Origin of the sequence: Microcoleus sp. B6-A1 (assembly GCF_036705085.1) — a bacterium.
GTDB lineage: Bacteria > Cyanobacteriota > Cyanobacteriia > Cyanobacteriales > Microcoleaceae > Microcoleus.
Map to the genome: position 1 here is coordinate 1 of NZ_JAUBTU010000020.1, position 12,279 is coordinate 12,279.

9 protein-coding genes and 1 pseudogene are annotated in these 12,279 nt (G+C 45.1%); 7 read left to right on the forward strand and 3 right to left on the reverse strand.

All coding sequences use genetic code 11. The features are described 5' to 3' along the window. Nucleotides 1-379 (forward strand): annotated as a pseudogene (locus QUB11_RS09530) (hypothetical protein); the annotation flags it as partial. Here the strand turns inward: QUB11_RS09530 and QUB11_RS09535 are convergent. Beyond that, nucleotides 376-1,356 carry an ATP-binding cassette domain-containing protein gene (locus QUB11_RS09535; protein ID WP_333206865.1) on the reverse strand — a complete coding sequence of 327 codons (981 nt, stop codon included), beginning with the start codon at nucleotides 1,354-1,356 and terminating at the stop codon, nucleotides 376-378. The pseudogene QUB11_RS09530 and the gene QUB11_RS09535 overlap by 4 nt on opposite strands. A gap of 198 nt (nucleotides 1,357-1,554) precedes the next feature. Here QUB11_RS09535 and QUB11_RS09540 point away from each other — a divergent pair, with 198 nt between their 5' ends. Further along, complete coding sequence (locus tag QUB11_RS09540; protein ID WP_333206866.1) at nucleotides 1,555-2,364, forward strand: calcium-binding protein; 810 nt, start codon at nucleotides 1,555-1,557, stop codon at nucleotides 2,362-2,364. Between the two features lie 96 nt (nucleotides 2,365-2,460). Here QUB11_RS09540 and QUB11_RS09545 read toward each other — a convergent pair whose 3' ends face one another. Further along, a complete protein-coding gene (locus QUB11_RS09545; RefSeq protein ID WP_333206867.1) occupies nucleotides 2,461-3,261 on the reverse strand; it encodes an SDR family oxidoreductase in 801 nt (266 codons plus the stop codon). Between the two features lie 331 nt (nucleotides 3,262-3,592). Here QUB11_RS09545 and QUB11_RS09550 point away from each other — a divergent pair, with 331 nt between their 5' ends. Beyond that, on the forward strand, nucleotides 3,593-4,519 hold the full coding sequence (locus QUB11_RS09550) for a DMT family transporter (RefSeq protein ID WP_333206868.1): 927 nt from the start codon (nucleotides 3,593-3,595) through the stop codon (nucleotides 4,517-4,519). A 695-nt stretch (nucleotides 4,520-5,214) separates the two neighbouring features. Further along, a complete protein-coding gene (locus QUB11_RS09555; RefSeq protein WP_333206869.1) occupies nucleotides 5,215-6,072 on the forward strand; it encodes an Hpt domain-containing protein in 858 nt (285 codons plus the stop codon). A 134-nt stretch (nucleotides 6,073-6,206) separates the two neighbouring features. Here the strand turns inward: QUB11_RS09555 and QUB11_RS09560 are convergent, their stop codons facing one another. Continuing rightward, entirely contained in the window at nucleotides 6,207-6,581 is a 375-nt protein-coding gene (locus tag QUB11_RS09560; RefSeq protein WP_333206870.1) for a hypothetical protein, read from the reverse strand. Between the two features lie 489 nt (nucleotides 6,582-7,070). On the opposite strand from QUB11_RS09560, the gene QUB11_RS09565 reads away from it, so the two are divergent. From QUB11_RS09565 to QUB11_RS09575, 3 genes are all read left to right on the forward strand, one after another. Next, nucleotides 7,071-9,596, forward strand: a complete 2,526-nt coding sequence (locus QUB11_RS09565; protein WP_333206871.1) for an ATP-binding protein — start codon at nucleotides 7,071-7,073, stop codon at nucleotides 9,594-9,596. A gap of 121 nt (nucleotides 9,597-9,717) precedes the next feature. Beyond that, nucleotides 9,718-11,181, forward strand: a complete 1,464-nt coding sequence (locus tag QUB11_RS09570; RefSeq protein WP_333206872.1) for a CIA30 family protein — start codon at nucleotides 9,718-9,720, stop codon at nucleotides 11,179-11,181. A 171-nt stretch (nucleotides 11,182-11,352) separates the two neighbouring features. Then, nucleotides 11,353-12,231 carry a sugar ABC transporter permease gene (locus QUB11_RS09575; protein ID WP_333206873.1) on the forward strand — a complete coding sequence of 293 codons (879 nt, stop codon included), beginning with the start codon at nucleotides 11,353-11,355 and terminating at the stop codon, nucleotides 12,229-12,231. The last annotated feature ends 48 nt before the right edge of the window (nucleotides 12,232-12,279 follow it).

The window sequence follows — 12,279 nt, forward strand, 5'->3', positions numbered from 1 at the left end:
TAGTGGAACAGGCATCTTGCCTGTTCAATTTTTCGGTATTAGCAACGGGCAAGATGCCCGTTCCACAAAATATTGGAACTTTAGTGGAACAGGCATCTTGCCTGTTCAATTTTTCGGTATTAGCAACGGGCAAGATGCCCGTTCCACAAAATATTGGAACTCTAGTGGAACAGGCATCTTGCCTGTTCAATTTTTCGGTATTAGCAACGGGCAAGATGCCCGTTCCACAAAATATTGGAACTCTAGTGGAACAGGCATCTTGCCTGTTCAATTTTTCGGTATTAGCAACGGGCAAGATGCCCGTTCCACAAAATATTGGAACTCTAGTGGAACAGGCATCTTGCCTGTTATGGAGAATGAAGCCAGCCAAAAACATTAAACTTTTCCCGTGCGAAAAACTCTACCAATTACCTCTTCAATTGGCGGATCAGTAACAGTCAAATCTATCACTTCCAACTCCGCCAAAATCTTCGCCACACTCACCGTCAACTCTTCCCTTTTCACCAAAAACCGCACCGATTGTCCCTCAATAGATTCTACCTCCCCGTAAGCAAAAGCACTATCTTTGGCCAGCGGCTTAGCTAATTTTACCTGAACTTCCCGATAAGGTGCAAACCTATCCAGCAATCCGTCTAAACTGCCATCATAAACTAATTGCCCTTCATGGATTAACAAAACGCGCTTGCACAAAGCAGTAATGTCCGCCATGTAATGACTCGTCAACAGCACCGTTGCTTGATAGCGCTCGTTATATTCTCGCAGAAACTGCCTGACGCTAAACTGTGCGTTTATATCCAAACCTAAAGTCGGTTCATCTAAAAATAATACCTCCGGCTGGTGCAGCAGGGCTGCCATCAATTCAGCTTTCATCCGTTCGCCTAAAGAAAGCTTTCGTACCGGCTGATTTAACTTGCCTTCTAGTGACAGCATCTCTGTTAATTCTCCGACTCGCCGTCGATAATCTGCATCGGGAATGCCGTAGACAGCGGCATTGATTCGCAGAGAGTCAAGCACTGGTAAATCCCAAATTAACTGCTGTTTCTGCCCCATCACTAAGGTAATTTTTTGCAGAAAATCTGCTTCCCGACGGAAAGGAGTACGATCGCACACACTCACCGTACCCGCAGACGGATAAATCAAACCCGTCAGCATTTTCAGCGTAGTAGTTTTGCCCGCACCGTTAGCACCTAGAAACCCCACGACTTCCCCCGGTTCAATACTGAAAGAAATGCCCTCAACTGCTTTGATATTGCGGTAAGTGCGACTAAAAAAGTGCCGCACTGTGCCTTTAAGTCCCGGTTCTTTAATCGCTACCGGATAAACTTTGCTCAAGTCTTCAACTACGATAATTGGCATCGGCTCAAATTTTAACTTTTATTTTAATCTAGGATCTTTCCATCAGGCTTGTGCCAAGATGGAGCGATCGAGCTGTCTAGTAGGGTGCGCCAGCGATTGCTCGATCGCGAGTGAGGAAGTAACTGTGTTCTGGCGCACCCTAATAAGCTGTAGAATATTGCACAATATCCATGCTCACATCGCACCAAGTTTACAAATATGGTACTCACCCCAGATAATTCAGGCATCTCTCGTTTGGTAGGAGATAATTCTCCTGAAAATATTACACTTGCACCAGGACAACTTGCTAGTTTTTCTGGGGGACTTTGGATGCTGGGTGGCAATGATACTGTCAGGGGCTCGTCAGATGCAGAACGGATTTTCGGCAACGATGGTAAAGACAGTCTTTTAGGCGGTGTCGGCAATGATTCTATTTACGCGGGCAAAGATGATGACGATGTTTTGGGAGAAACTGGCGACGATTTCTTGACAGGAGATAGAAATAGCGATTTCCTTAATGGGGGTGCGGGAAATGATTTCCTGCGAGGTGGACGAGGTGTTGATTTGTTAGTTGGCGGTGATGGCAATGATACTTTAATTGGCGACATAGAGGTGGATATTTACCAAGGTGGTGCAGGGAGCGATGTATTTGTTCTGAGAGTCGATCAAGCGGGAAGCAGAGTAGTTGGAATTGAAGTTTCTGACGCGGTAATTGTGGATTTTGATAAGTCTAGCGATTCGATTGGAATTAGTGTGGCATTTACGAGCAGCAATATCTCCTTGGAAGAGGTAAGTTATAGCTTGAACGATCCGAGACTGCTGCTGATCGATCCTGCAACTATAACCGGGGGAACGAGTTTGTTAGCCAAGGGTGGCATCTCGCGGCAAAGTCTCGATCCCGATGGCAACGGCCGTGTGGAAGCTACTAATATTAGATTTGGTTTTACTAATGCTTTGTTGGGTACTGTTTTGAATGTGACCCCAGCCGATTTAAACGGCCGTTTTATTAGTGCTAATTCTTTGCTTTGAAGCAGCTAATTGATTAATTATATCTCAAGAACGGGCTCTCCGGCCCGTTCCACAAAAAAAACTCAGTTTTTGTGGAACAGGCATCTTGCCTGTTCTTCAGTTGCCCTTTGCCATTGCCCACTGCATCAAACCGGGGAACAACCGATAAGCTTCCGATGCCAAAAAAGCAGGGCCGACGGTAACTTCTGCACGCTGATTTTTCACAGCATCCCAGATAGCTTTAGCAATATCTTCCGGCTGAGTTGCCCACTCAGATTTCAGCATTTTGCTCATTTGCTGACGGCGTAATTCGACTGCAGGTTCGTCTCGATCGCGAAATTGAGCTCTTTCTAAAAAATCGCTATTAATCAAGCCCGGATGCACGGCGCAAACGTGAATACCTTGAGGCGCTAATTCCAATCGCAAACTTTCTGTTAAACCGGTTACTGCATATTTGCTGGCACAATAAGCAGTCATTTGAGGCAAAGGCATTTTACCACCTATGGAACCAACATTGACAATTGTCCCTGTTTTTCGTTCCAAAAAATGTGGCAACATTTCTTGAATTGTGTTAACGCATCCCCAAAAATTGGTATTCATTAATTGCTGCCAGTCTTCGGAGGTAGTGTGCTCGATCGCCCCCGTGAGACAAATGCCAGCATTGTTAACTAAAACATCGATGTTGCCGCAGGTATCTAGAGCTTTTTGGACGATCGCGCGCACTTGGTGAATGTCGCCGACATCCCCCGGAATAGCTACCGCAGAAGTGCCTTCTCGCTGCACTTGAGCCGCTGCTGCTGCCAATCTCTCTGGCTGGCGAGCTACCATCACTACATCGTAACCTTTACTTGCAAATAAAATTGCTGTTGCTTTGCCACTTCCTTGAGAAGCGCCTGTAATCAAAACTGTAGGAGCCATAGATAGTTATAAATTGTAAGTGGGTAATTAGTTTTTTGCGATATTGAAACTATAACAGAGGTCAGGTAATTTTAGACGCGCTCTACATTTAGAAGTATTGAGTATAGGATTTTTTTTTGTTTCGCGATCGGGCTTTGTTTAACGAACCGCTTTCGGCGCGTTAGCGAAGCGGCGCGTTAGCGCTAGGACACGAAGGAAGAGAGGAGAGGAGAGGAGAAGAAGAGAATAGAAATTATTCATAATTTGTGCGAAAATTGCTTTGTAAATTTTCGCAATGCCCAATGCCCTGTTTGGCCAATGCCCTGTTTGGCCAATGCCCAATGCCTAAAAAATGAATCTTCCGAAACAAACGCCTAATTGGTCGATCGCCCTAGTGTTAATTATTGGGGTTTTAGCCGTCTCAACTTCCTCAATCTTAATTCGGCTGGCTAACTTGAAAGCAGGGGCGGGCGGTTTGGGTTTCAGTCTGGTACTCGCGGCATCTCGTCTGACTTTATCTGCTTTAATTCTGCTTCCGGCTTGGCGGAAAATTCAGTGGAACGCCCTGCAACCGGGAGCTCGGCGCTATGCTGCTGCTGCGGGTTTGTGTCTCGCCCTGCATTTTGCTCTCTGGATTACCTCACTTTCTTATACTTCGATCGCCGCCTCGACTGCTCTCGTCACCACTAATCCTGTCTGGGTAGCGCTTTTGTCGCGCTTCTGGTTCGGCGAAAAACTCAGCAAAATGTCGATCGCTGGCATTACTATAGCCCTGACTGGGGGAATGGCGATCGCTGTGGGAAGTGCGGGCGCAGCTAATGCTGGCAGCAGCCAACTGCTTGGCGATTTCCTGGCTCTGGCTGGTTCCTGGGCTGTTAGCTTGTATTTGCTGCTGGGCCGGGAAGCTCAGCGGCGGGGACTGGGAATTGGTGGCTATATCGCGATCGCCTATACTGTTGCTGCGATCGTCCTGCTGCCTCTCCCCTTCGCCTTCGGCACTACTTATACTAATTACCCCGACATTGTATATTTTTATATTTTGTTAACGGCTGCTTTGCCTCAGTTAGTCGGCCACACCATTTTGAACTGGGCCGTAATGCAGATTTCCCCAACTCTGGTAACTCTTGCCATCTTGTTTGAACCGGTTGGGGCGAGTTGGTTGGGTTATTTGCTGTTTGGGGAAGTGCCGGCGCCGGCGGTACTCGCAGGTGCTGCGGTGCTGCTGTTGGGGGTAGCGGTTGCTACCGTCGGAGCCAAAAAAATTACTGTCAACAGTTAAGAGTTAACAGTTTTCGACATTGCCACTACACTTGCCGTGAGTCAGATTGACACTCCCCTGGCTGAAGCCGAGGGGATTCTTAATTCAGCGACTGACCTTAAAATGTTCTGTCCTCACGGCAATACTTAAACTTTTCAACCGTGGAGTACCACCAATTGACGAGTCCAATTCAGAAACACTCTCTTGGGATCTATCTCCAAAAGCGTACTAGAATATTTATCTAGAGTTTGGGTATGCCCTACCCTACTTAACAATTCGAGCGTAGAAAAGTTTATGTTTGCTGGATTGAAACCTACATTTTCGGTTTCGGCTGTAAGGAGTGTTTTCGCCGCACTTTGTCCCCCAGTTCATGCCTAAAAGTGTGTCTCATGTCCTGTTTCACTTCGGACAAAGGAGTTTAACCTTGACTGTCTTAGTCTACCATATTGTTCTGCCTTGTCCAACTTTTTAATAATTTTTTTTGAATTAAAAAGATTGGATTTTAGATTCAGGATTGAGGTAAAGAGAACAGGCAAGATAAATCCTGCAACGCCCTTTCATCCCCGGACTGAAGTCACGGGGTTTTCCGGGTATTGCTTATCAAACAAATTAGGGCTTAAAAACCCCAATAACTCATCAGTGAAATATCGATTCCCAACTATCAAAGATCTGAGTAATGACTAATAATACTCGGCTGCCTTTAGGAGAATAAAATTATGCTGCCAGAACAACTACAGCGGATCATCGGCTACTTTACCGAAGAAGCCACAGAACAGATCCAAATTATCGAACAAGGCTTGCAAAATCTGCAAAACACCGTGCCAGATCCCCAAAGAATACACCAGCTCATCCGAGCCTCGCACTCGATTAAAGGGGGAGCAGCTATGCTCGGATTTAGCAGCATTCAGCGCATTGCTCATCGGTTGGAGGACTATTTAAAGCTGCTCAGAGAATGTCCGATCGCCATTGATAGCAGGCTACAATCGCTCTTAACCGAAGTTTTTGATATTTTAGCAGCCCTCGTGTCCAAGGTTTCTAAGGGTTTTGGGCTCAACCACGAAGACGCAAACCAAATGCTCTCCCTCGCCGAACCGGTTTTTGACGAACTCGACGCTTACCTGAGATTGCGAATTCCCACTCGCCTGACTGTGAGAGCTACTACGGACGAACATATTCACGTTTTCTCCGGTTACTGCACCTCCATGAGCGAATTTTCCTCGGCTATTGCTTCGCGCGTCGGTTTGCTCGGAGGCACTATTACCCGCCACGATCACGATAGCCAGGGCATACGCCTTTGTATTGACATTTACCTGCCGCCTTACACTAGGATCGAAAACATCCGCCAGGCTGTCGAACTTTCCGGCGCTATTATCGGGACTGTTCAGACGCAGCGCGACTTTTCGCTGCTGGCGACTGCGGATTATCCGCTTTACCAAAGTGCGATCGAACCTCCCGCAATTTGCATCGGATGCCGCTACTATTACGGCAGAAGCGATGGCGGCTACCTGCTCAACTGCACGATCCATCCCCGCGGCCCGGAAGCAGAAGATTGTCGCGATCGCGAACCGGAATAACCGCTGAAAACTCAGCCCTCGGAAGCACGATTTGTCTCCCGAAAAACTCTTCTGAAACCCATATTTTCCCTGATTTTTTTCACATTACCCCCTGCCAATTTTTTTGAGTGGCTAGATAACTAGATCGGTCTCTCTTAGACAACTACATCCTTCTTCCTTCTGAAATATCCCCTAACAACGGATACCGCAACTCGAATTAATTGCATCATGCTTGCAGGATGAGCGATCGCCCAGACATTGATTGTCAGACAAGTGATTGCCATAACTAGCAAGATGTATGTCGGAGGCATTACTACTCCGATCGCGAACCAGGTAAAAACGTGAAATATCATTGCTGTAGCCCAAAGGCTGGCGACAACGACAGACGCCCAAACTTGTATTCGAGGTCGGTTTAGTCCTATCAAAATCGCTGTCTGCAAAGTAGTCAGCAAGTTTGCCGGAACTAAGAAGGCACAGATAGCTATGCAGTGGGTATGAGAAAATTCAGTAACTGTATTGAAGTCGATCATCAGTCTAATTGTCGGGCCTGTTGGGTATACTTAAAGAGCTTAGCGTGACTTGACTTTCAGATCTTGTCACCCTTACTTTAACTTAATATTTCAGTAATTAGGCCGCTCTGGAGACGCATTTCTCTCCCCCTTTTCCAGCAGGCAAAATTTTACCACAAATATTAAAGTTTTGGGAAATTATTAAACATACTGGAAGAATGGCAACAATTGCTATGATAATTAACATCGGGAAGCGATAGTATAGAAGAGCCAAGTCGGGAAAATTTCTAGAAGGCTGAGGCTGCTAGAACAGCAACACATACGGCAGGCTGATTTTCGACTCAATCATTTTTGATGCGCTGATTCTCGGATGATTGATTCTCAGTGTCCGTCCAGGGATCGAGCCATTATGCGATCGAACAATATGAGATTATTATGGAAAAGCCAATTTGCTATCAAATCTCAAATCATTAGAACCCTCTCGAAATTTTACAGCGGAAGACAAAGCAAATGGATCAACAAATCACAATTCCCGCACTCGAAGAAGTTGACTTGACAAACTGCGACAGAGAACCCATTCACCTATCGGGGCACATTCAGCCACACGGGGTGCTACTTGTTGTACGAGAACCTGAACTAGAAATAGTCCAAGTCAGCGAAAATACGCAAGATTTGTTAGGAATTGATGCAGAAAGTGCGATCGGTAAAAATTTGAGCTTATTATTCAATCGAGTTCAATTAAAAAAACTCAAGCTTTGTTTGCTTAATGAAAACTTAAAAACCGTTAATCCCATTAAACTCACTGTTGTCAAAAACGCAGGTAAATATTTAGAATTTGACTGCATACTTCACCGAGTAGAAGAAGTATTGATGGTCGAATTAGAATTAGCCACCAACCCAGAAAATCTTTCTGTTTTTAGTTTTTATCATTCAGTGAGAGCCACGGTCAGCAAAATTCAAAGCGCCCAAACTCTCAAAAAATTATCTCAAATAACTGTAGAAGAAGTCAGAAAAATATCTGGTTTTGATCGAGTTATGCTCTATCAATTTGACCACGAAGGCAACGGCGCTGTGATCGCTGAAGACAAAGCAGAAAATCTAAGTCCTTTCTTGGGATTAAACTACCCTAGTTCAGATATTCCCAAACAAGCCAGACAACTGTATGCATTAAATTGGCTGAGGTTAATCCCAGATATTAATTATCAACCCGTCCCTCTTGTTTCAGGAAACAATGCTGTTACCCCCCAGCCCCTAGACCTGAGTTTCAGCGTGTTGAGAAGCGTTTCTCCCATTCACATAGAATACCTGCAAAATATGGGCGTTGCAGCTTCGATGTCAATTTCATTAATCAAAGACAAAAAACTGTGGGGATTGATTGCTTGCCACAACTATACACCAAAATACCTCAACTATGAATTGCGCGCGGCCTGCGAATTTATCGGGCAAGTAATGTCCTTAGAACTGCAATCAAAAGAAGGAAACGAAGACTACGACTACAAACTACACTTAAAATCAATTCAAACCAAGATTTTTGAAGACATATCCACGTCCGAAAACCTGTCAGAAGTGTTAGTTAAATGTCAGCATAATTTGCTAGAAGCAGTCAACGCCCAGGGAGCCACAATAGTATTTGGAGACAATTGCTATCAAGTAGGGCAAACACCTCAAGGAGAAGCGCTCAAATACTTAACTAATTGGGTGCAAGAGCATTTAAATAAAGAAATATTTTATACAGACTCGCTGACCAAATGCTATCCAGAAGCTGAGGAATTTAAAGACACGGCCAGCGGGTGTTTGGCCATAGCAATATCGCCGACTCAGAAAATATACGTTTTGTGGTTTCGCCCGGAAGTAATTAAGACTGTAAATTGGGCGGGCAACCCCAACAAACCAGTTGAAACCGATGAAGATGGCAACCCTCGACTGTCTCCTCGGAAATCCTTCGAGCTGTGGAAAGAAAATGTGAGGTACAAATCGTTGCCTTGGAAACAATGCGAAATAGACGCTGCATTGGAACTGAAAAAAGCAATGATTAATATAGTGCTGTGTCAAGTCGATAAACTCGAAAAATTAAATACAGCACTAGAAGCCTCAGTCGCCAGAGAACGGGAAAAAACTGCTAATTTAAAAACAGCAATGTCCGAGCTGAAGCGGGCGCAAACTCAATTGGTGCAAAGCGAAAGAATGTCAAGTTTGGGACAGTTGGTGGCGGCAGTAGCTTATGAAGTCACTAACCCGATTAACTTCATCTACGGCAATCTTAGCTATGCTAATGAATACAGTCACAAAATGATCGATTTATTGCAGCTTTACGCTCAGCAATATCCATCGCCTTCGCCAGAAATTCAAGCACAAATAGAAATAGCAGAATTAGAGTTCATAGTTGAAGACTTACCGAAGTTGCTGGGTTCAATGAAAGTAGGAGCTAACCGCATCCGCGAGATAGTTCAGTCGCTGCGAAATTTCTCTAGAATTGACGAAGCAGAAATTAAACCAGTTGACATTCACGACGGATTGGATAGCGCTTTGTTGATTTTGAGTAATCGACTCAAACCGAAGCCCGATCGCCCCGCAATTCATCTCATCAAAGAATATGGTTCTCTGCCTTTGGTTGAGTGTTACGCAGTTCAAATCAATCAAGTATTTATGAATGTACTGACAAATGCAATTGATGCTCTCGAAGATGCCTTTATCAACAATAATTTATCGTCGCACGGCGGGGACAAAGAAGAGCCAGTTAAATACGGACAAATTCGGATCGTGACTGAACTTTGTCCCCGAGAAAAAGCCGTAGCAGTTCGGATCAAGGACAACGGTTGGGGCATGGAAGAAAAAGTTCGCCAGAAAATTTTTGAGCCGTTTTTTACCACAAAACAGGTGGGCAAAGGTGCGGGGATAGGTTTGGCGATTAGCCACGAAATTGCGGTAGAACAACACGGTGGCAAATTGACTTGCATTTCAGCCCCCGGAGAGGGAACCGAGTTGATTATTGAGATTCCCTTGAGCCAAACTCATCCCACACCCATTGTCAAGTAAACAAAGTCCGCGCTAGCGAAGCTATCCCGAAGGTAGGGAATCTACAAAATTCAAAAATCGAAAATTCGATTAAAATACAAAAGCAGCTAAGTAGATTTGAGCCAATTCAGAGGAAGCGACTGTGACTGAAAAAAATACCGCCCAATGGGATGTCGGCAGATTTGTCAAAACCTTGGCTTATTTCGGCGTCATTCCCTTCATTGGCAGCATTAGCTGGCTGCAACAACTCTTGGGAAGCAGCAGCAAAACTAAAAAAGACCAACCCAAACTGATACTGGTAGCCGGTGCTACCGGCGGCGTCGGGAAACGAGTTGTTAAGCGGCTGCAACAGCGGGGATATAGAGTGCGAGCCCTCGTCAGAGATGCTAAAAGAGCAACAGAAATTCTCGGCAATAATGTGGAATTAGTCGAAGGAGATATCACTCTGCCAGAGACGCTAACACCGCTAGTAACCGAGGGTGTGGAAGCAGTTATCTGCTGCACCGGCACCAAAGTTCAACCAGTAGAAGGAGACACCCCAACCAGGGAAAAATACTATCAAGGCATCAAATTTTATATGCCGGAAGTTGTCGATGTTCCCGAAATAGTCGAATACAAAGGCCTTAATAATTTAGTCCAAGCCGTTCGCCGCCAGCTAATTCAACCAGGCGACAAAACAATTTTTGACTTCACAAAACCCAGCCAAGATTTAAAAGAAACTTGGGGGGCCCTGGACGACATCGTGATGGGCGGCACTAGCGAAAGTTCGATCCGGCTGACAGACAATACAGCTATATTCACAGGCAATGTTTCTACTGCCAACTCGGGTGGCTTTGCGTCGGTGCGTACCCGCAACTTTGATCCTCCGCTCAATCTCACAGGATTTAGCGGCCTCCACCTGCGCGTCAAAGGAGACGGCAAGCGCTACAAATTGATTGTTCGCAACGAAGCTAAATGGGATGGAATTGGCTATTGCTATTCGTTTGATACTGTTTACAATACCTGGATTACTATCACCGTTCCTTTTGATGAGTTAATTCCAGTATTCCGCGCGAAAACTGTTAAGGATGGCTCTAAATTTGAGGGCAGCAGTATTTTTTCTTTTCAGTTAATGTTGAGCAAGTTTGAATATGACGGCGCGCTCAACCCGAAATTTACACCGGGTATTTTTCAACTGGAGTTAGAATCTATTAAAGCTTATGGGGGACAGACTTTGCCGCGATTTGTGATGGTGAGTTCGGCAGGAGTTACCCGTCCTGGCCGACCGGGAATTAACTTGGAAGAAGAACCGCCGGCAGTCAGGATGAATGATATGTTGGGGGGGATTTTGACTTGGAAGTTGAAAGGGGAAGATTGCGTGCGATCGAGCGGCATACCTTATACTGTTGTCAGACCTTGCGCTTTGACAGAAGAAGCGGGAGGCAAAGCTTTAATATTTGAGCAAGGAGACAATATTAGGGGCAAAGTCAGTCGGGAAGATATTGCAGAATTGTGCGTGGAGGCTTTGGAACAACCGCAAGCTTGCAACGTTACTTTTGAGGTGAAAGAGGGGGAAAATGGCAGTTCTCCCGGAGACTGGCAGGGTTTGTTTTCGGGAGTTAAATAACAATTGTTTGTAGAGGCTGATTAGTTTGTTACCCCTTGATTACTCGGCGGTTGAAACCGCGTCTACACAAACGAAGTCTGCCTCCGCAGACTAAGAAATAACTGGTTCCTAGGCTCAGCCTGGGAACCAGTTATAACCAATAACTAATAACTAATAACTAATAATTAATTTATGTCTGTTACTTTTTCCCGACGAAAACTGACTCCTTATTTGTTTTTGCTTCCGGCTTTATTTATTTTGAGTTTGACTGTTTTGTGGCCGGCAGTGCAAGCTTTTTATTTGAGTTTTACCAATTACGAATATGATTTAACTCAAATGCCGCAGTGGGTGGGGTTGAAGAATTTTTACAGGTTGTGGGGCGATCGCACATTTTGGCAAACTTTGACGAATACGCTGCTGTATATCACCTGCGTTGTGCCTGTATTGGTTGTTCTACCGTTGGGAATGGCGATTTTGTGCAACCAAAAACTTAAGGGGATGAACTGGTTTCGAGCCGCATACTACACGCCGGCGGTGATTTCAATGGTTGTCGCCGGGATTGCTTGGAAGTGGCTGTTTGCTGAGACTGGACTGCTGAATCAGTTGGGGGAATTGTTGGGTTTACCTCCTGTTTCTTGGCTGGCTAATCCGAAGTTAGCAATCTTTAGCGTCATGGCAGTTACTATCTGGAAAGGATTGGGCTATTACATGGTAATTTATTTGGCAGGGCTGCAAGCTATTCCGGCAGAACTTTATGAGGCGGCTGCTATTGATGGTTCTGATGGTTTGGGAAAGCACTGGGATATTACTGTGCCCCTGATGAAGCCTTATTTAGTTTTGGTAGCAGTGATTTCGGCGATTTCTGCTACTAAGGTTTTTGAAGAAGTTTATATTATGACTCAGGGCGGGCCTCGCAATAGTTCTAAGACTGTTGTTTATTATCTTTACGAACGGGCTTTTAAGGATTTGGAAATTGGCTATGCTTGTACGATCGGGCTGGTTTTGTTTTTGCTAATTTTGGGTTTGTCGATTTTGCAAGTTAGTCTTCAGGGTTTGACTCGCAATGATTAAGATTGGTGACTGATTAGGAGTGACTGAGATATTGCACCATTCTCATCT